Annotated in this window: 20 protein-coding genes; 13 read left to right on the forward strand and 7 right to left on the reverse strand. The window is 74.1% G+C overall.

Going from position 1 to position 23072, the window contains the following annotated elements:
• Positions 1–19: 19 nt before the first annotated feature.
• A complete protein-coding gene (locus tag ACFWJ4_RS08195) occupies positions 20–1354 on the forward strand; it encodes a PLP-dependent aminotransferase family protein (RefSeq protein ID WP_380540638.1) in 1335 nt (444 codons plus the stop codon).
• A 76-nt stretch (positions 1355–1430) separates the two neighbouring features.
• On the opposite strand, the gene ACFWJ4_RS08200 is transcribed toward ACFWJ4_RS08195, so the two are convergent.
• Positions 1431–2402: a helix-turn-helix transcriptional regulator gene (locus ACFWJ4_RS08200; protein ID WP_380540641.1), complete on the reverse strand. Its 972-nt coding sequence runs from the start codon at positions 2400–2402 to the stop codon at positions 1431–1433.
• A gap of 99 nt (positions 2403–2501) precedes the next feature.
• Between ACFWJ4_RS08200 and ACFWJ4_RS08205 the strand changes: the two genes are divergently transcribed.
• The gene (locus tag ACFWJ4_RS08205; RefSeq protein WP_380540644.1) at positions 2502–3038 is read left to right on the forward strand and encodes a DinB family protein; all 537 of its coding nucleotides are present in this window, start codon (positions 2502–2504) and stop codon (positions 3036–3038) included.
• A gap of 68 nt (positions 3039–3106) precedes the next feature.
• Here the strand turns inward: ACFWJ4_RS08205 and ACFWJ4_RS08210 are convergent, their stop codons facing one another.
• Entirely contained in the window at positions 3107–3322 is a 216-nt protein-coding gene (locus ACFWJ4_RS08210) for a heavy-metal-associated domain-containing protein (RefSeq protein ID WP_359898470.1), read from the reverse strand.
• Positions 3323–3631: 309 nt separating this feature from the next.
• On the opposite strand from ACFWJ4_RS08210, the gene ACFWJ4_RS08215 reads away from it, so the two are divergent.
• The 3 genes from ACFWJ4_RS08215 (at position 3632) to ACFWJ4_RS08225 (ending at position 5554) form a co-directional block, all read left to right on the forward strand.
• Positions 3632–3769 carry a hypothetical protein gene (locus tag ACFWJ4_RS08215; protein WP_380540647.1) on the forward strand — a complete coding sequence of 46 codons (138 nt, stop codon included), beginning with the start codon at positions 3632–3634 and terminating at the stop codon, positions 3767–3769.
• On the forward strand, positions 3766–4464 hold the full coding sequence (locus tag ACFWJ4_RS08220; RefSeq protein WP_380540650.1) for a DUF3152 domain-containing protein: 699 nt from the start codon (positions 3766–3768) through the stop codon (positions 4462–4464). Before ACFWJ4_RS08215 ends, ACFWJ4_RS08220 begins: the two co-directional genes overlap by 4 nt.
• Before the next feature lie 178 nt (positions 4465–4642).
• The gene (locus tag ACFWJ4_RS08225) at positions 4643–5554 is read left to right on the forward strand and encodes a glutaminase (protein WP_380540712.1); all 912 of its coding nucleotides are present in this window, start codon (positions 4643–4645) and stop codon (positions 5552–5554) included.
• Positions 5555–5658: 104 nt separating this feature from the next.
• Here the strand turns inward: ACFWJ4_RS08225 and glmS are convergent, their stop codons facing one another.
• Complete coding sequence (gene glmS, locus ACFWJ4_RS08230; RefSeq protein WP_359898467.1) at positions 5659–7485, reverse strand: glutamine--fructose-6-phosphate transaminase (isomerizing); 1827 nt, start codon at positions 7483–7485, stop codon at positions 5659–5661.
• A 45-nt stretch (positions 7486–7530) separates the two neighbouring features.
• Positions 7531–7806, reverse strand: a complete 276-nt coding sequence (locus ACFWJ4_RS08235; RefSeq protein WP_359898466.1) for a hypothetical protein — start codon at positions 7804–7806, stop codon at positions 7531–7533.
• A gap of 216 nt (positions 7807–8022) precedes the next feature.
• Between ACFWJ4_RS08235 and asnB the strand changes: the two genes are divergently transcribed.
• From asnB to ACFWJ4_RS08255, 4 genes are all read left to right on the forward strand, one after another.
• Positions 8023–9873, forward strand: a complete 1851-nt coding sequence (asnB, locus tag ACFWJ4_RS08240) for an asparagine synthase (glutamine-hydrolyzing) (RefSeq protein WP_359898465.1) — start codon at positions 8023–8025, stop codon at positions 9871–9873.
• A 330-nt stretch (positions 9874–10203) separates the two neighbouring features.
• A complete protein-coding gene (locus ACFWJ4_RS08245) occupies positions 10204–11322 on the forward strand; it encodes a hypothetical protein (protein ID WP_380540652.1) in 1119 nt (372 codons plus the stop codon).
• Between the two features lie 159 nt (positions 11323–11481).
• Positions 11482–12936 (forward strand): pyridoxal phosphate-dependent decarboxylase family protein, encoded by a 1455-nt coding sequence (locus ACFWJ4_RS08250; protein WP_380540655.1) that lies wholly within the window; start codon positions 11482–11484, stop codon positions 12934–12936.
• 129 nt (positions 12937–13065) lie between these two features.
• The gene (locus tag ACFWJ4_RS08255) at positions 13066–13533 is read left to right on the forward strand and encodes a hypothetical protein (protein ID WP_380540658.1); all 468 of its coding nucleotides are present in this window, start codon (positions 13066–13068) and stop codon (positions 13531–13533) included.
• A gap of 9 nt (positions 13534–13542) precedes the next feature.
• Here the strand turns inward: ACFWJ4_RS08255 and ACFWJ4_RS08260 are convergent, their stop codons facing one another.
• The 3 genes from ACFWJ4_RS08260 to ACFWJ4_RS08270 form a co-directional block, all read right to left on the reverse strand.
• Positions 13543–13833, reverse strand: coding sequence for a muconolactone Delta-isomerase family protein (locus ACFWJ4_RS08260; RefSeq protein WP_380540661.1), 291 nt, complete (start codon positions 13831–13833; stop codon positions 13543–13545).
• 219 nt (positions 13834–14052) lie between these two features.
• Positions 14053–14268 carry a hypothetical protein gene (locus tag ACFWJ4_RS08265; protein WP_380540664.1) on the reverse strand — a complete coding sequence of 72 codons (216 nt, stop codon included), beginning with the start codon at positions 14266–14268 and terminating at the stop codon, positions 14053–14055.
• A 194-nt stretch (positions 14269–14462) separates the two neighbouring features.
• On the reverse strand, positions 14463–18383 hold the full coding sequence (locus ACFWJ4_RS08270) for an amino acid adenylation domain-containing protein (RefSeq protein WP_380540667.1): 3921 nt from the start codon (positions 18381–18383) through the stop codon (positions 14463–14465).
• Positions 18384–18645: 262 nt separating this feature from the next.
• Here ACFWJ4_RS08270 and ACFWJ4_RS08275 point away from each other — a divergent pair, with 262 nt between their 5' ends.
• The 4 genes from ACFWJ4_RS08275 to ACFWJ4_RS08290 all read left to right on the forward strand — a co-directional run bounded on the left by ACFWJ4_RS08275 (position 18646) and on the right by ACFWJ4_RS08290 (position 23043).
• Positions 18646–19341, forward strand: a complete 696-nt coding sequence (locus tag ACFWJ4_RS08275; RefSeq protein WP_380540669.1) for a GNAT family N-acetyltransferase — start codon at positions 18646–18648, stop codon at positions 19339–19341.
• Between the two features lie 286 nt (positions 19342–19627).
• Entirely contained in the window at positions 19628–20890 is a 1263-nt protein-coding gene (locus ACFWJ4_RS08280; RefSeq protein ID WP_359898457.1) for a MurT ligase domain-containing protein, read from the forward strand.
• A gap of 46 nt (positions 20891–20936) precedes the next feature.
• On the forward strand, positions 20937–21665 hold the full coding sequence (locus ACFWJ4_RS08285; RefSeq protein WP_359898456.1) for a glutamine amidotransferase: 729 nt from the start codon (positions 20937–20939) through the stop codon (positions 21663–21665).
• Between the two features lie 352 nt (positions 21666–22017).
• The gene (locus tag ACFWJ4_RS08290; protein WP_359898455.1) at positions 22018–23043 is read left to right on the forward strand and encodes a 6-phosphofructokinase; all 1026 of its coding nucleotides are present in this window, start codon (positions 22018–22020) and stop codon (positions 23041–23043) included.
• The last annotated feature ends 29 nt before the right edge of the window (positions 23044–23072 follow it).

Genomic DNA, 23072 nt, shown 5'->3' on the forward strand with positions numbered 1-23072 from the left:
CGGGAACGGCAGGTGACCCGTGCGACCGCCCTCCTACAAGGCCATCGTCGACGAGTACGCGACCGCCATCCGCTCCGGCGCGCTCCCGGCCGGCACACGGTTGCCGACCCACCGCACCCTCGCCCGCGAACGGCGGATCGCCCTCGCCACCGCCACCCGGGTCTACACCGAACTGGCCGCCGCCGGACTGGTGGTGGGCGAACAGGGCCGCGGCACCTTCGTCCGGCTGCGCGCCGGCTACGACGGCCTCGAACCCTCCCGTGCCCTCCCGGTGCCCCGGGTGGCCGACCTCTCCTTCAACCAGCCGCTCACCCCCGGGCAGGGCGACCGGCTGCGGCGGGCCCTGCGCGCGCTCGCCTCCTCCGGCGACGCCGAAGCCCTGCTGCGCCAGCACCCGCCGGGCGGCCACCGGCACGACCGGGCCGCGGTGGCCACCCACCTGCTGGACCGCGGGATCGACACCGCACCCGGGAACGTCCTGCTCACCAGCGGGGCGCAGCAGGCCCTGGACTGCGTCCTGCGGACGCTCACCCGCCCCGGCGACGTCCTCGCCGTGGACGCCCTCGGCTACCCGGGCATCAAGCTGCTCGCCACCGCCCACGGGCTGGACCTGGCGCCCGTCCCGGTCACCGCCGCGGGCCCGGACCTCGACGCGCTCGACCGGCTCTGCCGCGCCCGGCCGGTGCGGGCGGTGTACACCCAGCCGACCGTCCACAACCCGCTCGGCTGGGTGCTCGGCCCGGAACAGCGCGAGCGCCTCGTCCGACTCGCCGCCGACCACGGCTTCACCCTGATCGAGGACGGCACCTACGCCTTCCTGGAGGCCGCGCCGCCGCCACCCCTGCACGCCCTCGCCCCCGAGCGCACCTGCTACCTGGCCGGTCTCTCCAAGAGCGTGGCACCGGGCCTGCGGTTCGGCTTCGCCGTCCTGCCCGGCCATCTGCTCCGGGCCGCCACCACCGCCCTGCGCACGGCGGCCTGGGGTGCCCCCGGCCTGATCACCGCCCTCGCCACCGGCTGGCTCGCCGACGGTACGGTCGCCCGCCTGGAACGGGAACGCCGCGCGGACGCCGCCGCCCGCCAGGCCGTCGCCCGCACCGCCCTGGCCGGCCTGACCACCACCGCCCACCCCACCTCCTACATCCTCTGGCTCACCCTCGAACCCCATCAGCGCCCCGACCACGCGGCCGCCGCCCTGGCCGCCGAGGGCATCCTGGTCTCCACCGCCGACGCCTTCGCCACCACTCCCCACCACCCCAACGCCCTGCGCCTGGCCCTCGCCACACCCCCGCTCCCCGTCCTCCCCGCCGCCCTCACCCGCCTCCGCACCACCCTCGACGCCATCGCCCCCTGACCGACTCCCCCGCCCCCACCACGCCGCACCACGAGCCGACGAGCCGACGTGCCCGACGTCCCGCTCCCGCTTCTCCCTACTCCGCGCCCTCGACCGACCCGCGGGCGAAGCGGGCGCTCCACTCGGCGAGCAGGTTCCGCAGCGCGTCCGGGGCGAGCACCCGGAACTCGGCGCCGAGCGAGCCCAGGGCCATGGCGGGCCAGTCGAGCGAGTCGGCGGTCATCCGCAGCCGGCAGCGGTCCGGGGTGACGGGTTCCACGGTGGCCCAGCGGCCGACCCTGGCCCGGACGTGCTCCGCCGGCGACTCGATCAGGGCCTCCACCAGGTGCGGCCTGGGTATGCCGTTGAGGCCCGCGCGGACGAACTCGGCCGCGTCGGCCGCCGGGAGGGTGCGCGGGGCGAAGCGGGCGCCGCTGCCGGAGGGGGCGGTGAGCCGGTCGAGGCGGAAGGTACGCCAGTCGGCCCGGTCGAGGTCGTACGCGACCAGGTACCAGCGGCGGTTCAGGCAGACCAGCCGGTGCGGTTCGACGTGCCGTTGCGTGCCGCGCCCGTCGGCGGCCGTGTAGGAGAACCGCACCCGCTCGTCGTCCCGGCAGGCGAGCGCCACCACCGTCAGGATGTCCGGGTCGACGCCCGCGCCCGTCGGCGGCCCCCAGTCCACCGGGACGGTCACCGCGCGCAGTGCCTCCACCCGCCGTCGCAGCCGGGCGGGCATCACCTGGACGACCTTCGCCAGCACCCGCACCGAGGCCTCGGCGACCCCCTCCACCGGGCTCTCGGCCGCCGACTGCAGCCCGACCGCGAGGGCCACCGCCTCCTCGTCGTCGATCACCAGCGGCGGCAGCGCCGCGCCCGCCGCCAGCTGGTAGCCGCCGTCGACGCCGCGCTGCGCCTCGACGGGGTAGCCGAGTTCGCGCAGCCGGTCGATGTCGCGGCGCAGGGTGCGGACGGAGACGCCGAGCCGGTCGGCCAGTTCGTCGCCCGGCCAGTACCGGTGGGTCTGGAGCAGGGAGAGCAGTCGAAGCGTCCGGGTGCTGGTGTTCGCCATGCGTCGATTCTCCCCGGGATTCAGGACAGGAAGTGGCCGCAATGGTCCGTAACGTTGTTCTTGTCCGAGGGAGCAGGACCCGAACGAAAGGCCTTGACGATGACCACGACCTCCGCCGCCCAGAACCTGACCGGCGAGCGCGCCGACCTCCTGACGGCCCTGGAGAAGCAGCGGCACTTCCTGCGCTTCACCACCCGCGACCTCACCGACGAGCAGGCCGGCCTGCGGACCTGTGCGAGCGAGCTCTGTCTGGGCGGCCTGATCAAGCACGTGACCAACGTCGAGCGGCTCTGGGCGGAGTTCATCGTGCAGGGCCCGTCCGCGATGCCCGACTTCACCAAGTGGACGGAGGAGGACCTCGCCCGCCGCGCGGACGAGTTCCGGATGCTGCCCGGCGAGACGCTGGCCGGCGTCCTCGCTGACTACGCCGAGGTGGCCCGCCGCACCGACGAGCTGGTGGCGGTCCTCCCCGACCTGGACGCCACCCAGCCGCTGCCGAAGGCCCCCTGGTTCGAGGGGGACGCCCGGTGGTCGGCCCGCCGGGTGCTGCTGCACGTCGCCAACGAGACCGCCCAGCACGCCGGTCACGCCGACATCATCCGGGAGTCGCTGGACGGTGCGAAGAGCATGGGCTGAGCCCGGCCCGCGGCACGGCGGCGGGGCCCCTCGGCGACATCCGAACCCGACGGGCCCCGCCGCCGTCCTCAGGCCCGCCCGACGAAGGTGAACCCTGCCCCGTCGACCACGCCGCGGACCAGCGCCTCGTCCAGCGGCTGCGCGGAGGCCACGGTGACCCGGCCGCTCGGCGCGTCGGCGCTGACGTCGGTGACGCCGGGCAGGACGGCGAGCCCGGCGCTGACCGTCTTCTCGCAGTGGCCGCAGCTCATGCCGTCGACGGCGAATACGGCGGTGGTGGACATGACGGCGCCTCCGATGGCGTTCCGGACGGGACGGGCTCGACCCGGGCGGGTCGAACCCGACGCGTCGACTCCGACGAACCGACCCGGACGGGTCGACCCGCCCGCCCTACGACACCCGATTCCGACGGCGCCGCCCAGGGACACGCCGCCCGGGTGACACCATCGAGCGGTTCCGGGAACCGCCCGGGCCTCCCGTCCGACTGGGCCGTGCCGTGGCGCGCGCCACGTCCTGAACCGCCGCGGCGCCCCGTCCCGTTCCTCCAGGTACCACCCTTTCGCCCGCCGATCCCGTCCTGGAGCACCTCCGCCATGTCCACTCTGGCCCCGATCCACGACCGACCGGACACCACCGCCCTCCCGATGACCCACGACGCCCTGCGCGGCGAGTCCGCCCGCCTCGCCGAGCCCTGTCGCGCGCACCCGGACGCGGCGGGAGCGGGCCGTTGAGGGCGCTCACGCGGCTCCGCCGCTGCAAGCCCCGGCACGGCGCCCTCGCCCTCGCGCTGACCGCGGCGCTGACCGCCGGGCTGCTCTGGTGGCAGCCGTGGAGCGACGGGGACGGGGACCGGCTGGCGTTCACGACCGCGTCCGGCGGCTCGGCCCGCTTCGGCACCGGCGAGCGCCTGTACCGCTACAAGGTGCGGGTGGAGGACGGGATCGCGGAGAGCCCGGCGCAGTTCGCGGCCGAGGTGGACGCCGTCCTGGGCGATGTCCGGCGCGGTTGGGCGGCCGGCGGCACGGTCTCGTTCCAGCGGGTGCCCGCGGACCCGGTGGACTTCACCGTCTACCTGGCCACCCCGAGGTCCACCGACCGGATCTGCGGCCAGTACGGGCTGGACACCGGCGGCTGGGTGAACTGCGGCGTCACCCACCAGGTGGTCATCAACCTCAAGCGCTGGACCGAGCTGTCCGAGTTCTACCGGGGCCGGCCCGAGCTGTACCACGCGCTCGCCGTCAACCACGAGGTCGGCCACATCCTCGGCAACGGCCACGTCGACTGCCCCGGCCCGGGCGCCCCGGCGCCGGTGATGATGCAGCAGATCAAGGGGCTGCACGGCTGCGTCCCCAACGGCGTGCCGTACTCGGACTCCGGCACCCTGCTCACCGGCCCGCCCGTCCAGGCCCCCACGAACGCGCCGTGACCCGCCCGCGCCCGACCCCCGTACCGGGCCCGCGTCCGGAACACGGATAATCCTGGTCGGACCGGACGCCCCCGCACCGCGCGACCGGGCCCGCCCGTGTCCGCTGCCGGTCCCGGTGCTGTCCGCGGTCGGTGCCGGTGGAGGAGAAGCGTTGAACGGTGTGCCCGGCGGGGAGATCCTGGACTGGCCGGTGCTGCTGGAGGCCGCCGAGGCGGCCGCCCGGGCGACCGCGGGCCGGGGCCGGGTGGCGGACTACATCCCGGCGCTCGCCACCGCCGACCCGGAGGCCTTCGGCATGGCCGTCGCCACCGTCGACGGGGAGCTGCACGGCGTCGGGGAGTGGGAGCGACCGTTCTCCGTCCAGAGCGTCTCGAAGCTGTTCTCGCTCGCCCTCGCGGTGGCGTACGGCGGCGACGCGCTCTGGCAGGGCGTCGGCCGCGAGCCGTCCGGAAACCCGTTCAACTCCCTGGTGCAGCTGGAGACCGAGCACGGCATCCCGCGCAACCCGTTCATCAACGCGGGCGCCCTGGTGGTCACCGACCGTCTCCAGACCATGACCGGTGACGCCTCGGGTGCGGTACGGGAGTTCCTGCGCCGCGAGTCCGGCAACCCGCTGCTCGACACCGACCCGGTGGTCGCCGCCTCGGAGGCCGAACACGGCCACCGCAACGCCGCGCTGGCCCACTTCATCGCCAGTCACGGCAACCTGCAGAACCCGGTCGAGACCGTGCTGGAGCACTACTACGCCCACTGCGCCGTGGCCACCAGCTGCCGCGACCTGGTGCTGGCCGGTTCCTTCCTCGCCCGCTACGGCGTGCGCGCCGACGGCACCCGGCTGATGTCCCGCAGCGAGACCAAGCGGATCAACGCCGTCCTGCTCACCTGCGGCACCTACGACGCCGCCGGCGAGTTCGCCTTCCGCGTGGGCCTGCCGGGCAAGAGCGGCGTCGGCGGCGGCATCCTCGCCATACTCCCCGGCCGCGCCGCCGTCTGCGCCTGGGGCCCGCGCCTGGACCAGGCCGGCAACTCCGTCGCCGCGGTCGCCGCCCTGGACACCCTGACCACGCTCTCCGGGTGCTCGGTGTTCTGAAAGCACGCAAGGGGAGAACGCGGGCCCCGGCCGTCCGCACAGCGACCGGGACCCGCGGGTCCGATGCGAGCGCCCCGCTCCCGGGGCGCTCGCCGCGAGGGGCCCTACTCCACCGTCACGCTCTTCGCCAGGTTGCGCGGCTTGTCCACGTCGCGGCCGAGGGCGACGGCGGCGTGGTAGGCCAGCAGCTGGAGCGGGATGTTGAGCAGCAGCGGGTCCAGTTCGGGCTCGCTCTTGGGCACCAGGATGCAGTGGTCCGCGAGCTTCTCCTCCGGCCGCCGGTGGGCGACGGCGATGATCCGCCCGGAGCGGGCCTTGATCTCGCCGAGCGTGGTCAGGTTCTTGTCCAGCAGCTCGTCGTCCGGAACCAGTGCCACGGTGGGCAGTTCGGGGCTGATCAGCGCCAGCGGGCCGTGCTTGAGCTCGCTCGCCGGGTAGGCCTCGGCGTGGACGTAGGAGATCTCCTTGAGCTTCTGCGCGCCCTCGCGGGCCACCGGGAAGCCGCGCACCCGGCCGATGAACATCATGCCGGTGGAGTCGGCGTACTCGGCGGCGAGCCGGGCGATGGCCTCGCTCTGCTCCAGCACCTCGCGGATCTGGTCCGGCAGCGCCTGGAGCGCCGAAACGATCCGGCGCCCGTCGGCGGGCGACAGGTCGTGGATGCGCCCGAAGTGCAGGGCGAGCAGCGCGAAGGCGACCACGGTGGAGGTGAACGCCTTGGTGGAGGCGACCGAGACCTCCGGACCGGCGTGCAGGTAGATACCGCCGTCACACTCTCGGGCGATAGCACTGCCCACGGTGTTGACGACGCCGAGTACCCGCCCGCCCTTGCGCTTGACCTCCTGGACGGCGGCCAGCGTGTCGTAGGTCTCGCCGGACTGGCTGACCGCCACGTACAGGGTGTCCGCCTCGATCACCGGGTTCCGGTAGCGGAACTCCGAGGCCGGCTCGCTGTGCGCGGGGATCCGGGCCAGCTCCTCGATCAGCTGCGCGCCCATCTCGCCCGCGTAGTAGGCCGATCCGCAGCCGAGGATCTTCACCCGGCGGATCTCGCGCAGCTCCCGGGCGTCCAGGTTGAGGCCGCCGAGGTGCGCGGTGGCGAAGCGCTCGTCGAGCCGGCCGCTCAGGGTGCGCTCGACCGAGCCGGGCTGCTCGTGGATCTCCTTGAGCAGGAAGTGCTCGAAGCCGCCGGTGTCGTAGGAGTCGACCTCCCAGTCCACGGTGGACGGCTGGCGGTGCGTGGTGCGGGCGTCCGCGGTGAAGGTGCGGAAGCCGTCGGCCCGGACGGTGGCCAGCTCGCCGTCCTCCAGGTGGACGACCTGGCGGGTGTAGCGGACCAGCGCGGAGACGTCCGAGGCCGCGAACATCTCCTTCTCGCCGATGCCCAGCACGATCGGGCTGCCGTTGCGGGCGACCACGATCCGGTCCGGCCGCTCGCCGTCGAGCACCGCGATGCCGTAGGTGCCGACCACCCGGGCGAGCGCGGCCCGTACCGCGTCCTCCAGCTCGACGCCCTCGGCGACGTTCGCGGCGATCAGGTGGGCGAGCACCTCGGTGTCGGTCTCGGAGCGGAACACCGCGCCGTCGGCGGTGAGCTTGGCGCGCAGCTCGTCGGCGTTCTCGATGATGCCGTTGTGGACGACGGCGATCCGCTCGGCGTTGTCCAGGTGCGGGTGCGCGTTGGCGTCACTGGGGACGCCGTGGGTGGCCCAGCGGGTGTGGCCGATGCCGGTGGTGCCCTTGAACCGGGCCGGCACGGCGGCGGCCAGGTCGGCGACCCGCCCCTTCACCTTGCGGAGCTTGATCCCGCCGCTGCGCCCGGTGACGGCGACGCCGGCCGAGTCGTAGCCGCGGTACTCCAGCCGCGCCAGCCCCTCCAGCAGGAAGGGGGTCGCATCCTTGGGGCCGATGTAGGCCACGATTCCGCACATGCGTGGTCTCCTCTTCGAGGTCTTCAGAAGGTCGGGAACGACGGCTCAGCCGTAGACGATCCGCCGCAGCTGGCGGGCCGAGAGCTCCGGCGCCGAGACCCGGCGCTGCGGCAGCTCCTCGGCGAGCCTGGCGAAGATCCGCTCGTTGGTCAGTCCGCGCGCCTGGAGCTCGGTGTGGCGGCGGCGCACGTAGTCCTCGGTGCTCTCGGAGAAGTACGCCAGCACCTCCGCCACGACCCGCGCCGCCTCCCGGGGCCCGAGCGGGCTGGTCCGGGTGAGGTGGGCGAGGAGGTCTTCGTGGGGGTGGGGTGAGCTCGGCACGAGTGAGGAGCCTAGGTCGGCGGGCCCGCCGAAGCCAAAGTTTCTGCCCGAAATCGGGCAGACATTACGACTTTCAGACTGGATTCACTCCTTCTTCACATTCGACCGCCGAACGGCCACCCGATCACCCCCGTTCCCGAAAGCCCCTTGAAGCGGCACCAACTCCGCACGTAGCGTGACCCCCTGAACACGAAGCGGAAGACCGGAGGCTTGCTGATGTGCGGGATCACCGGATGGGTCGCGTTCGAGCGCGACCTCACCGCCGAACGGGGTGTCCTCGACGCGATGACGGCCACCCAGGTCCGCCGCGGCCCGGACGCCGGCGGCGTCCACCTGGAGCCGCACGCCGCGCTCGGCCACCGCCGGCTCGCGGTGATCGACATCGAGGGCGGCGTCCAGCCGATGACGGCCGAGCACGACGGCCGGACGCTGGCCGTGCTCACCTACAGCGGCGAGGTCTACAACCACCGCGAACTGCGCGCCGAACTGGAGGCGGCCGGGCACCGCTTCCGCACCCGCAGCGACACCGAGGTCGTGCTGCGCGCCTACCTGGAGTGGGGCGAGCACCTGGCCGAGCGGCTCAACGGCATGTTCGCCTTCGCGGTCTGGGACGTCCGGCGCGAGGAGCTGCTGCTGGTCCGCGACCGGATGGGCGTCAAACCCCTGTACTACCACCGCACCCCGGACGGCGTGATCTTCGGCTCCGAGGTCAAGGCCCTGCTCGCCCACCCCGCCGTCCGCCCGGTGGTGGACCTGGACGGGCTGCGCGAACTGCTCGGCTACACCCGCACCCCCGGCCTCACCCCGTACCGGGACATCCACGAGGTCCGGCCCGGGCACGTCGTCCGGGTGCGCCGCGAGGGCCTGTCGGTCCGCCGCTACTGGGCGCTGGAGGCACGCGAGCACCGCGACAGCCTGGAGGCCACCGTCGCCACCGTCCGGGCCCTGCTGGACGACATCGTGCACCGCCAGCTGGAGGCGGACGTCCCGCTCTGCTCGCTGCTCTCCGGCGGCCTGGACTCCAGCGCCGTCACCGCCCTCGCCGCCCGGACACTGGGCGCCGCCGGGGCCGGCCCGGTGCGCTCCTTCTCCGTCGGCTTCGCCGGGCAGAGCGAGACCTTCCACGCCAACGACGTCCGGCAGACCCAGGACGGCCCGTTCGCCCGGCTGCTCGCCGCGCACGTCGGCGCCGACCACAGCGTCGTCGAGCTGAACGCCGCCGACCTGACCGACCCGTCCCGGCGCTCCGTCGTGCTGCGCGCCCGCGACCTGCCCAACGGCGTCGGCGACATGGACACCTCGCTGCTGCTGCTCTTCCGGGGCGTGCGCCGCCACTCCACCGTCGCGCTGTCCGGCGAGTCCGCGGACGAGCTCTTCGGCGGCTACCGCTGGTTCCACGACCCGAAGACCGTCGCCGTCGAGGACTTCCCCTGGGCCCTCGGCCTCACCGGCATCGCCGGCGGCGGAGCCACCCCGCGCGAACACCTCCTGGACGCCGAACTGCTCCGCAAGCTCGACCTGGACGGCTACCGCAGGGCCCGCTACCGCGACGCGATCGCCGAGGTCCCGCACCTGCCGGCGGCGGATCCGGTGGAACGCCGGATGCGCGAGATCTCGTACCTCAACCTGACCCGCTTCGTCTGCATCCTGCTCGACCGCAAGGACCGGATGAGCATGGCCAACGGGCTGGAGGTGCGGGTGCCGTTCTGCGACCACCGGCTGGTCCAGTACGTCTTCAACGCCCCGTGGGCGATGAAGTCCTTCGACGGACGGGAGAAGAGCCTGCTGCGCGCCGCCGTCCGGGACGTGCTGCCGGACGCGGTCGCCCAGCGGCCGAAGAGCCCGTACCCGGTCACCACCGACCCGCACTACCCGGCGAAACTGCGCGCCGAACTCGCCCGGCTCGCCGCCGAGCGCACCTCCCCGGCCCTGGACCTGCTCGACCGGCGGCGCCTCGCCGACGCGCTCGCCCCGGACACCGACCCGCAGTCCGTCCGGCTGGCCGTCGACCTCGCACTGGACTTCGACGCCTGGCTGACGGACTACCAGGTGACGCTGGAGCTGTGAACGGTCGGGGCCCGGCGCCCCGACCACCGGAGCGGTGAGCGCCGGAGCCCCGGAACGACGGCGCGAGGAGAACACCGGAGGCCCCGAACGGCGGCACGCGGGGCACCGGGGCGCGGGTGCCACCACTCGGACGGCGCAGTGGCGCGTGCCCGCGCCCCCATACTCCGTCCGGGTGATTGTGAGGGGGAGCATCCCGCCGGTCCCGGCGGTCCGACCGTGCGATAGCGTCGCCGACACCTCCCGAATGGCGGGCGAATTCGCGGATTAACCGCTCATCTGCCGTCAGGATGGGAGCGAAACGTTCACCTCGATCCGCCGGGGGATCCCGTCATGCAGCCGCGAGTCTTCGCGATTCTCACCGCCCTGCTCCTGGGCGTCCTGGGCCTGGGGTCGGTGGCCGTCACCGACTGGTCGCCCGCGGCGTCCGGCGCGGCCCCCGCCGCCGTCGCCCCCGGGGCCCCCGCCACCGGCGCCCGGCCGGCCGCGGCCGGGCCGGCGAGCGCCACCCCGACCGGCGACCCCGCGGTGTGGACCCGCTCCACGCTGCGCAACAAGCTGATGGCCGAAATGGACGCCACCGACCCCGGCGTCGCCCTGGCCGACCTCGACAGGATCACCAAGGAGAAGCCGTACACCGTGCGCTTCTGCCACCCGATCGCGCACGAGCTCGGCCACGCGGCGGTCAAGCGTTTCAACGCCGACTTCCAGAAGGTCATCTCCTTCCCGCACGAGACCTGCGCGGCCGGCTACCTGCACGGCGCGGTCGAGGAGATGCTCAACGCCTCCGCCCAGCCCGAGACGGACCTGCTCAAGCTCTGCGCGCCCAAGAACAGCGGCCCCTGCATCCACGGCGTCGGCCACGGCACCATGTTCGTGGTCAAGCAGGACGTCGCCAAGGCCCGCGACCTGTGCAACAAGTTCCCCACCGACCAGAACCGGATCCGCTGCTCCGAAGGCCTGTTCATGCAGCTCTTCGGCCCGGACGAGGAGGACGAGCAGGCCAAGGCCAACCTGCCCGCCGACAAGCTCGCCCAGGACCCGCTCTACCCGTGCAAGGACCAGCCGGCGCTGTTCCAGTCCGCCTGCTTCTTCTACGCCCCGACCTTCTACCTGTCCTCGCACGACTACCCGAACCACCCCGAGGTCTACGCCGAGGCCCTCAAGTGGTGCCTCAACGGCAAGGCGAGCGGCGGGGCGGTGGACTGCAGCCGCGGTGTCGGCTCGCGCACCATGAAGTACAACCTGGACCGCGAGGACTGGGCGGCCGAGCAGTGCGCCACCGCCGCCGACGGCTGGCAGCGCAAGGCCTGCGCCGAGGGCCTGGTCAGCTACTACACGGTCAACTACACCGACGGGGGCGCGGCCGGACGGCTCTGCGCCAAGATCACCAACAAGGAGATGCAGGGGTACTGCCGTTCGGCGAGCGGCCTGTCCGGCTCGCTGGACTGACGCCCCGGTCTCCCGACCGACACCCCGGTCCCGGTATGAGGGCCCGCGCCGCACGGCGCGGGCCCTCATGCGTAAGATCGCCCGATCATCGCCTGATCAGGGTGCGCCAAGGACGCCGCGCCTCGCCCAGCCCGTCCCCCGGCCTCCCTGGAGCACGCCATGACCACCGAGGACTTCCCCGGCACCGACCTCCCCGGCACCGACTTCCGCCGCGCCGCCCACGCCACCGCCGACCTGGTCTCCGACTACCTCGCCGAACTGCCCGGCCGCCCGGTCTGGCAGCCCATGGACGAGACCGCCCGCCGGGCCCTGCTCGACGCCCCGCTGCCCACCGAGGGCCGCCCGCTCGACGAGCTGATCGGCGCCATCGGACGCGACGTCCTGCCGTACCCGATGGGCAACGGCAACCCGCGCTTCTTCGGCTGGGTCAACTCCGCCCCCGCCCCCGCCGGGGTGCTCGCCACCCTCGCCGCCTCCGCCATGAACCCCAGCTCGGCCGGCGGCGACCACGCAGACGTCCACCTGGAGCGCGCCGTGGTCCGCTGGACGGCCGAGCTGGTCGGCTTCCCCCACCCCGCCGGCGGCGGCCTGCTCACCTCCGGCACCTCGATGGCGACCATCGTCTGCCTCGCCGCCGCCCGCGACCGGGCCGCCCGGCGGGCCGGCCGGGACGTCCGCGAGGAGGGCCTGGCGGGCCTGCCGCCGCTGGTCGGCTACGTCACCGGCGAGACCCACTCCTGCGTCCGCAAGGCCGCCGAACTCCTCGGCCTCGGCAGCAGGCACCTGCGCACCGTGGCCACCGGCCCCGACGGCCGGCTGGACACCGCCGACCTGCGGGCAGCCGTCGAGCGCGACCGCACGGCCGGCCTGCTGCCCTTCCTGGTGGTCGCCTCGGCGGGCACCGTCGGCACCGGCGCGGTGGACGCGTTCGACCCGATCGCCGACCTCTGCGAGGCGCAGGGCCTCTGGCTGCACGTCGACGGCGCGTACGGCGCCTTCGGCCGGCTCGACCCGGCGATCGCCCACCGCTACGCCGGCCTGGAGCGGGCCGACTCGCTCGCCCTCGACCCGCACAAGTGGCTCGGCGTCCCGGTCGACTGCGGCTGCGCGCTGGTCCGCGACGCGGAGGAGCTGCGCGGCACCTTCAGCGTCGTCCCGTCCTACCTGCGCGACGAGGCGGCCGGCGCGCTCGGCTGGTTCTCCGAGTACGGCACCGAGCAGACCCGTCCCTTCCGGGCTCTCAAGGTCTGGGCCACCATCGCCCACAAGGGTCGCGCCGGCCTCGCCCGGGACATCGCCCGGTGCACCGCGCTGGCTCGCCGGCTCGGCGAACTCGTCCAGGCCGACGAGGAGTTGGAGCTGCTCGCCGAGGTGCAGACCTCGATCGTGGCGTTCCGCCACCGCGCCCCCGGCCTGGACGGGGCCGCGCGCGACGCCCTCAACCGCGACCTCCCCGCCGCCGTCCAGCGGCGCGGCCGGGTCTTCGTCACCGGGGCCCGCCTCGGCGGCGCCGAGATGCTCCGCGCCTGCCTCCTCAACGCCGCCACGACGGAGGCCGACCTCCACCTCCTGCTCGCCGAGGTCAGAGCCGCGGCCCGCGAGCTGCTCGGGTAGGCCGCCGGACGCCGTCCGGCCTCCCGGGGCGGCCCCGCGCGTTCCTCCCGTAACAGCCCGGCGCGGACCGTAACCGGCTGGTCACGACGGATGCCCGACCGGGAAACACCGGTCGGGCACGGTGGCGGCATGGAGCATTCGAAGCCCTCTCCCCGCCGTGCCCCCGGTGCCCCCGCCGCCTTCCGCGCCCCCGCCGGTCCCCGTGCCCGCCGCACCCGCCACTGGCGCCGTGACACCGTCGAACTCGCCGCCGTCTTCCTCTCCGTCACCGCCGCCGACCTGATCGCGAAGGTCGTCGTCCACGGCCCCGAGGGCCCGGCCGTCCTCGTCGGCTCCGCCCTCGCCCTGCTCGCCGTCACCCTCCTGCACGCCTGGGTGTCCCCGCACGCCCCGCCCCCGACCACCCTCTGGCGCGTCCGCACCACCGTCCTCGCCCACACCCCCACCACCCTCGCCGACCACCGGATCACCCTGCTCTCCCTCCACCCCCAGGAGCTCTTCCTCCGCACCGAGCACTCGGTGACCCCGGCCGTTCTGACGACGCTGCTGACCACCACCGGCCACACCCTCCAGGACGCGCCGACCCGCATCGCCTGAGCCGTCGCCTCAGGCCGGGCCGGGGTCGTTGGGGTGGGGTTCGAGCGGAGTCACCACGGCGGTCATCCACGGCCACATCGGAAGGCTGCCGAGCACCTCCGCGCGCAGTTGCGCCTCGTCGGCCGCCCGCCAGACGCCGAGGCTGCGCCGTTCGCCGACCGGGCGCCACAGCCTGGCCAGGTGGCCGGTGGCGGCCAGCTCACGGGCCCGGACGGCCTCGGCGGCGCGCCGCCGGTCGACCTCCTCCTCGGCGGTGCCCTCGGGTACGGCGGTGGTGATCTCGACCAGGAACTCCTTCACGGTCCTGCTCCCTTCTCGTCCCGCCCCCACCCGCTCATCCTCGGCCCGGCACCCGCCCGCCGCCACGACCGGCCCGCCCCCGGTGGGCCGCTCGGGTGGTCGCGCCGGTCACGGCGGCCACCGGATGGCACGGGCGGCACACGCCCACCGGAAACACCGGTCGTGCCGGCGGCGGCCCGAGGAGGGCGGCCGCCGCCGGCGGCGGATTCCCGGGAGGCGTCAGCCCTGGTCGGCGGGCTGCACGACGCACACGGCGTTGCCGAGCATCGGCCCGAAGCCGCCCAGCAGGGCGCCGAGGACCTGGTGGCAGGCGGCGGCCTCCTCGGGCGTCTTGGGGCCGTTGTGCTCGTCGGCGGCCGCAGCCGGCTGGGCGAGGGCGAGCGGCAGGGCCAGCAGCAGGGCGCAACAGGCCGTGGCCAGTGCGGAGTTCTTCACGGACCGGGCAGCGGACGACGGAGCGGACGGCGGACCGGATCGCGGAACGGACGACTGGACGGACGACTGAACGGACATCGGAAAGCCCCTTCGGTAGGGAGTCGGGATCGGCGGAAAGCCGAGCCATCCCTATCCGAAGGGGCTTCCCCGCTGACGGATCCTGGGCCGTCCGTGAGCGTGTCCACATCATCCGATCAGCGGTCCGGGAGCTCCCCGGGGACCGTCCGTTCCACCTCCCGGATCGCGGCGGCCAGCTCGCCCACCCCGTGCTCCCGCAGCACCCCGTAGTGGTCGCCGGCCAGGTCGACCACGGTGGGCGGGGCGGCCGAGTAGCCGGTGCTGCCCTCGATGAAGGAGTAGTCGTCGCCCGCGGCCTTGAAGACGGTCACCGGCGCGTCCAGCCGCCGCTCGGCGAGCTCGCGGAAGCTGTACTCGAACTCGTACGTCTCACCGACGATCCCGGTGATCCGCCGGATGAGCTCCTCGTCCAGCTCCGGCAGCATCCGGTGCACGGAGGCCACGAAGGTGGGCTCGTCCACCGTGTCGGCCAGGCAGCGCTCCAGCTCGGGGCCGCTGATCCGGCCGGTGAACACCCCGAACAGGATGGTCAGGTACCCCTGGTCGGCGTACGAGGCCTCGCGGCCCCAGCGCTCGCCGTCGGCCCGGCGCACCTTCGGGTTGCCCGGGCAGATCAGCAGCAGCCGCTCCACCCGCTGCCCGGCCCGCTCCAGCTGCCAGGCCGCCTCGAAGGCGACCCGGGCGCCGAAGGAGAAGCCCCATAGCGTGTACGGCCCCCGCGGCCGCACCCGGCGCAGTTCGGCGACGTCGGCGGCCGCCATCTCCCCGATGGTCGGGTACGGCGTCTCGCCCGGGTTGATGCCGTGCGCCTGGATGCCGTAGAAGGCCCGGTCCCCGCTCGCCTCCCGGCCGAGCAGCCGCAGGTTCATCGGGTAGCCGCCCAGTCCGGGCCAGCAGAACACCGCCCGGTCGGCCCGTCCCGGGTGCAACCGGATCAGCCGCGAACCGGCGGCTCCTGTCCTGCCCGCGCCGTCCTCGCCGCACGCCTGCTCGACACGCGCGGCCAGCTCGCCCAGCCGGGGGCACTCGAAGAGCACCTGGAGCGGCAGGGCGATGCCGAACTCCCGGTTGATCCGGTGGACCAGGGCGACGGCGATCAGCGAGTTCCCGCCGACGGCGAAGAACTCGTCCGTCACCGAGGCGTCCTCGTACCTCAGCGCCCGCCCCCAGGCCTCGGCCAGCCACCGCTCGTACCCGGTGGCCGGGGCGACGTATTCGCCGCGCACGTCGGCCGTGCGGACGGCCTCCGAGGCGGCCAGCGCCTTGAGGTCCACCTTGCCGTTGGCGGTGAGCGGCAGGGCGTCCGTCACCAGCACCCGGTTGGGCAGCATGTAGTCGGGCAGCAGGGTGGCCAGTTCGTCCTTGATGATCTCGGCCGGGCCCTTCATGTGAACGGTGTCCTCGTGCATGCCCTCGCTGCTGATCTGCTCCTCGCTCACCCTGCCGCCGAGGAAGAAGTACGACGGGCCGGGGGTGATGCCGAGGCCGGCCAGGATCTCGTCGATGCGCCGCGAAGCGGGCAGCGGGTGGCCGGACTTGGAGCTGTAGCCGGAGGACATGAAGCCCAGGGACAGGCCGTTGCGCTGGAGGCGGTGCAGCACCGCGCCGAGCGCGATGTACTCCAGCCACTCCTCCTCGGCGCGGCCGACGGCCGTGATGCCGAACGCGGCCCGGGCGTAGACGGCCTGGTTGATCGCGATCACGTGCCGGGATTCCACCACCTCGTCCGAGACGTGCGTCAACTCGCCCTCGGCGTACCGGTAGAGGCCGCCCGGCAAGCCGTCCACCCGGTCCTGGTGGGCCTGGACGTACAGCTCGGTGCGCTCGGCCCGGGCCGGGCCGCCGGCCCGGACGACCGCGAAGCCGCCCAGGTAGTGGTCCTCCCCCGCGACGTCCAGCCGGTCCTTGACGGCCGGGTCGAGGCCGAGCGGACGCACGTCCAGCCCGTACTCGGGCAGCACCTCCTCCAGGACGCCCAGCATGTGGCCGGTCTCGAACTCCAGCACCTCCCGGATGTTGTTGCGGTAGACGGGTTCGACGGCGCCGTGCTTCCCGGAGAAGTGCAGCGTCAGGTACGCCTCGGCCCGGGTCCCGGCCGGCCCGATCCGGACCAGGACGTGCTCGACCGGGTGGTAGTAGTACAGCCCGGCCGCGAGCCCGTCCAGGCCGCCGGTCTCCAGGTACAGCTGGGTCGCGTACAGCGCGCCGGGCGAGGCGTAGGCGTACTTGGGCAGCAGCCGCTCCTCACTGTGGAACTGGCCGAACCACCGCAGGACGCGGCCGAGTTCGGGCAGGCTCAGCAGCTCCGGGTCACGGCCGAAGGTGCCGGCCGGGCGCGGGGCGAGCAGCGCGGTGAGGTCGTCCCGGGTGACCGCGCCGCCGTCGTAGAAGCGGTAGGTCTTGCGGGCGAAGACCTCCCGGCGCTGGGCCGCGGTCTCCTTCCGGCCGGGCAGCTCGACCCGCTCGCGGCCCGCCAGCCGGTCCCGGTCGCGCAGGCCCGGGTCGGACAGCTGGGCCTTGACCTGGAGCTTGCTGGCCTTGGACTGGTGGTGGCCGCCGTGGACGCCCTGGTCCATCAGGGCGGCCTCGCGCGGGTTGAGCTCGACGCAGGCGACCAGGTTCGGGTGCCCGGTGCGGCCGTCCCCGGTGACGACGGCGGCCGCACGGCGCACCCAGGTGTGCTCCTCGATCGCGCGGGCGATCTCGTCCAGCTCGACCCGGTACCCGCGCAGCTTGACCTGGTTGTCCACCCGGCCGGCGAACTGGAGGGTGCCGTCCGGGTTCCACCGCACGAGGTCGCCGGTGCGGTACAGCCGCTCGCCGGGGGCGAACGGGGAGCGGACGAACCGCTCCGCGGTCAGCTCCGGCCGGTTCAGGTAGCCGCGGGCCAGCTGGACGCCGCCGATGTACAGCTCGCCCACACCGTCGGCGGCCACCGGCACCAGCTCCTCGTCGAGGACGTAGCACTCGGTGTCGGCCACCGGGCGCCCGATCGGCACCGATCCGGCGCCGTCGGCCGGATCGGCCGGGTCCACCAGGTGCGAGGTGGCGTTGATGGTGCATTCGGTCGGGCCGTACAGATTGACCAGGGCGGCCTGCGGCAGGGCCCGGCCCAGGTCGCGGGCGAGCCGCCGGGAGAGCGCCTCGCCGCCGGAGAACACCCTGGTCAGGCCGGTGCACCCGGCGAATCCCTCGGTGTCCAGCAGCGCCCGGAGCAGGGTCGGCACGCACTGGAGCGCCGTCACCCCGTGCCGTCGGACGGCGGCGACCAGCGCCTCCGGGTCGCGGTGGAGGCCGGGGGTGCCGGCCACCACCCGGGCGCCGACCGCCGGGGCGAGGATCTCCCACTGCGCGGCGTCGAAGCTCATCGGGGTCTTCTGCAGCACGGTGACCTCGGGGTCGAGGTGGCCCGCGGAGTGCATCCAGTGCAGCTGGGAGACCACCGAGCGGTGCTCGATCATCACGCCCTTGGGCCGGCCGGTGCTGCCCGAGGTGTAGATCACATAGGCCAGCGACTCCGGTTCGACGGCCTCCCGCCCCTCCGCGTCCCGCGGCGGCGGGGCGTCCTCGACGGCGAGGACCGCCGTCCCGGCCGGGGCCAGCGCGGCCAGCCGCTCGCACAGGTGCGCCTGGGTGAGCACGATCCTGGTGCCGCTGTCCTCGATCATGTAGCGGAGCCGGTCCTCGGGGTACTCGGGCGACAGCGGCAGGTAGCCGGCCCCGGCGTACAGCACGCCCCAGGCTCCGGCGACCAGCTCGACGGACGGCTCGACGTACAGGCCGACGCAGCCGTCCGGGCCGGCGCCCAGGCTGCGCAGCCGCTCGGCCAGCCGGCGGGCGGTCCCGACGAGCTCCTGGAAGGTGAGGCCGCCGCCGGCGCCGAGCACGGCCGGCGCGTCGGGCCGCAGGCGCGCCTGCCGGTCGAGCAGGCCGGTGAGCGCGGTGCCGGCCGGAGCGCGGCGGGCGTGCGGGACGACGGGGGTGGCGGCGGCGGCGGTGGTGTCGGTGGTGGTGGGGACGGACGGGGTGTCACGCATGGGAACGGCCTTCGGTACGTGGACGTACGGGGCCCGGCCTCCTGCTCACCAGGAGCACCGGGACGCAACCCACCGTCGGCCGCCCGCCGTCCCACCCGCATGAGGCACCGGCCGTGACCTGCGCCGACACCGTCCCGGCCGGACGGCCCGCGGTCCCGGGCCGGGGCCCGCCCGGTCCCACCCCGCCGACCACGCCCCGGGGCATTCGCGCGTTCACGATCACGTAACCGAACGGAAGCGCACCGTCGGTAGCGTCGGCGGCATGAAGGCATCACGCACACGCCCCGAACGGCTCTGGCACCGGCCCTTCCGCAGGCCCGACCGCAGGTGCGCGGCGCCCGAGGGCCAGGCCACCCGGCTGCCCGCGCTCACCGGCGGGCCGTACCGGACCGTCCGGCCGCACCCGCCCGCGACCCGCGCCGCCCGGACGCCGGAGGCCCCGTCCCGGCTGTCCCTGCCGGACGGGACCGGGCTGCTGCTGCGCCCGGCCGGGCCGGCCGACCGGGAGGCGGCGCTGGCGATGCACGGCCGCTGCTCCCCCGCCTCGCTGCGGCAGCGCTACCACGGCCCGGTCCGCGACGCCGGCCGCTACCTGGACCACCTGCTGGACCCCCGGCACGGCCGCAGCTTCGCGGTGACCGCCCCGGACGGACGGCTCGTCGCGCTCGGGCACCTGATGTGGGACGACGGCGAGGCCGAGCTGGCCGTCCTGGTCGAGGACGGCTGGCAGCGCCACGGGCTGGGTCTGGCGCTGCTGCGGCGGCTGTCGGCGGCGGCCCGGTCGGCCGACGTGCGGACGGTGTACGCGGTGACCCACGGCACCAACACCGGGCTGATCGCCGCGATGCGCCGGCTGGACGCGCCGCTGGACTTCCGCGCCGAGGACGGCACCCTGGTGATCACCGCCACGTTGGCCGCCGGCGATCCGGCCGACTGTGCCCACCGTCCGGGCCACTGATCATTTCTTCACCAGATCCTTACCCGGGCACCTCGGGAACCCGGCGGTGCCCGTGGAGCGTCGTCAAGGAGTAGGGGCTCGGCCGGGGCCGAAGCCCCGGGGTCGCTCCGTACACCGCCCTCCTCGACGGGCCCTCAGCCGCACCCGCGAACGCGTCGCAGCAGGCGGCACGGGGTCCGGATCGTCCGGCCGGGCGACGGAGTCGGTAGGCTGACCCCCGTCCCCGCCGCCCGACGGCCCGTTATCCGGCCGCGAGCGGTGCCGCAGCAAGGAGGAACCACTGAGCATGGCAGGCACCGAATCGGAGCCCACAGGCGCACGCGACGCCTCGCTGCCGGCCCGCGCGAAGATCGCGGTGACCGCCGGGCGGGTCGCCGCCGCCGTGTCGCGCAAGGCCGGACGCGGGAGCGGCTCGGTGATCGGCGGCAAGGTCGCCCTCAGGCTCGACCCCGACCTGCTCGCCACCCTCGCCGACCACCTCGACGTCGTCCTGGTCAGCGCGACCAACGGCAAGACCACCACGACCCGCCTGATCGCCGAGGCGCTGCGCGCCGCCGGCCCGGTGGTCTCCAACGCCCTGGGCGCCAACATGCCCGCCGGCATCACCTCCGCCCTGGCCGGCGGCACGGACGCCCGCTTCGGCGTGATCGAGGTCGACGAGAAGTACCTGGCGATGGTCGCCCGCGACACCCGCCCCAAGGCGATCGCCCTGCTCAACCTCTCCCGCGACCAGCTCGACCGCGCCGCCGAGACCCGGATGATGGCCGAGAAGTGGCGTGAGGGCCTCCAGAACACCGAGGCCGTGGTCATCGCCAACGCCGACGACCCGCTGGTGACCTGGGCCGCCTCCTCCTGCAAGAAGGTGGTCTGGGTGGCCGCCGGACAGGCCTGGAAGGAGGACGCCTGGTCGTGCCCCGCCTGCGGCGGTGTGATGCAGCGCCCCGGCGACGACTGGTTCTGCCAGGACTGCGGCTTCCGCCGGCCCAACCCGCACTGGGCGCTCCAGGGCACCCACGTGATCGACCCGCAGCGCGGCGCCTGGCCGATCCAGCTCCAGCTGCCCGGCCGGGCCAACCTGGCCAACGCGACCAGCTCGGCCGCCGTCGCCGCCGTCTTCGGCGTCGCCCCGCAGGTCGCCCTGGAGCGGATGCGCTCGGTGGCCGCCGTGGCCGGCCGCTACGACGTGGTCCAGTACCAGGGCCGGGACATCCGCCTGCTGCTGGCCAAGAACCCGGCCGGCTGGCTGGAGACCTTCTCGCTGATCGACGGCCCGCCCGCCCCGGTGATCCTCTCCGTCAACGCCCTCGACGCCGACGGCACCGACACCTCCTGGCTGTGGGACGTCGACTACGAGCGCCTCGCCGGGCACCCGGTCTTCGTGATGGGCCAGCGCAAGCTGGACCTGGCCGTCCGCCTGGAGGTCGCCGGACTCCAGTTCCACGTGGTCGACACCCTGGAGCAGGCCGTCCGGATGGCCCCGCCCGGCCGGATCGAGGCCATCGCCAACTACACCGCCTTCCAGCAGCTGCGGAAGGTCGTGGCCGGCTGATGCCGCGCCCGCACACCAGTCTTTACGTGACGGAAGGCCTTCGAGGATGAGTGAGAGCAGCCTGCGCGTGGTCTGGGTCTACCCGGACCTGCTCAGCACCTACGGCGACCGGGGCAACGCCCTGGTCGTGGAGCGCCGGGCCCGCCAGCGCCACCTCAACGTGACCCGGATCGACGTCCGCTCCGACCAGGCGATCCCCACCAGCGGTGACATCTACCTGATCGGCGGCGGCGAGGACCGCCCGCAGCGCCTGGCCGCCGAGCGGCTGCGCGCCGACAGCGGCCTGGTGCGGGCCGCCGAGAACGGCGCGATCATCTTCGGCGTCTGCGCCGGCTTCCAGATCATGGGCCACGAGTTCATCAACGACCTCGGCGAGCGCGAGCCGGGCCTGGGCCTGCTCGACGTCTGGACCGCCCGCGGCGAGGGCGAGCGCTGCGTCGGCGACGTGCTCGCCGACGTCGACCCCCGACTCGGCCTGCCGCAGCTGACCGGCTTCGAGAACCACCAGGGCGTCACGCATCTCGGCCAGGGCGTGCAGCCCTTCGCCACCGTCTCCGTCGGCCGGGGCAACGGCACCGGGGACGGCACCGAGGGCGCCTGGCGGGACACCGTGTTCGGCACCTACCTGCACGGCCCGGTGCTGGCCCGCAACCCCGCCGTGGCCGACATGCTGCTCAAGCTGGCGCTGGACGTCAACGCCCTGCCGCCGGCCGACACCACCTGGTACGACGCGCTGCGCGCCGAGCGCATCGCGGCCGCGACGCGCCCCCAGTAGTACGTCCGGTACGCCCCGGCCGGGTGCCCGCCATGCGGTCACCCGGTCCGCGGGTGGCCCCGGAAGTACCACAATGGGGCTGCCTACTGCACACCCTCCTCGGCAGCAGGCTGCAATTCCGCGCGGGGGCGCCGACGGCGCCGCTCCCGCGTCGGCTCCTGCCCGGCCGGACCAGGGGCCGTATGCTCGACTTCACGGCCGTTTTCGGGCGTTCTGTCCGGATCGGCCGGTCCTTCACCCCACGGCCACCTCCCCGCCATCGCGGCGTGGGAGCGCCCCGTTACGGTGACGGCTCGTCGTCCCAGCCTGTAGTCCGGCCGTTCCTCGGTTCTGCTCGGGAGTTGCAAAGCTAATGCGTATTGGAGTGCTGACCAGCGGCGGTGACTGCCCCGGCCTGAACGCGGTGATCCGCTCCGTGGTCCACCGGGGGGTGGTCGACCACGGCGACGAGATCATCGGGTTCGAGGACGGGTGGCGCGGATTCCTGGAGGGCCACCACCGACCCCTGACCCTGGATTCGGTGAGCGGCATCCTGGCCCAGGGCGGCACCATCCTCGGTTCGTCCCGGGTCCAGCCGAGCCACCTGCGGGACGGCGTCGAGCGGGCCAAGCGGTACTGCTCCGACCTCGGCCTCGACGCGGTCATCCCGATCGGCGGCGAGGGCACCCTCAAGGCCGCCAAGCTGATGAGCGACGCGGGCCTGCCGATCGTCGGGGTGCCGAAGACCATCGACAACGACATCGCCGCCACCGACGTGACCTTCGGCTTCGACACCGCCGTCTCGGTGGCCACCGAGGCGCTGGACCGGCTGAAGACCACCGCCGAGTCCCACCAGCGGGTCATGGTCGTCGAGGTCATGGGCCGGCACACCGGCTGGATCGCGCTGAACGCGGGCATGGCGGCCGGCGCCCACGCCATCGTCGTCCCGGAACGCCCGTTCCACATCGACAAGCTCACCGATGTCGTCCGCGAGCGCTTCGACCGCCAGAAGAAGTTCGCCATCGTGGTCTGCGCCGAAGGCGCCAAGCCCGAGCCCGGCACCATGCACTGGGAGGAGGGCACCAAGGACATCTACGGCCACGAGCGGTTCACCGGCATCGCCACCCAGCTCTCCCGCGAGCTGGAGCACCGCCTCGGCAAGGAGGCCCGCCCGGTGATCCTCGGCCACACCCAGCGCGGCGGCACCCCGACCGCCTACGACCGGGTGCTCGCCACCCGCTTCGGCTGGCACGCCGTCGAAGCCGTCCACAAGGGCGCCTTCGGGCACATCACCGCGCTGCAGGGCACCAACATCAACCTGGTGCCGCTGGCCGAGGCGGTCGCCGAACTGAAGACCGTGCCGCAGGACCGCTACCTGGAGGCCGAGACGGTCATCTGACCGCCCTCCGCCCCTCCCGAGGCCCCCGG

Source organism: Kitasatospora sp. NPDC127067, assembly GCF_042724755.1.
In the GTDB taxonomy this organism is placed as follows: domain Bacteria; phylum Actinomycetota; class Actinomycetes; order Streptomycetales; family Streptomycetaceae; genus Kitasatospora; species Kitasatospora lactacystinica.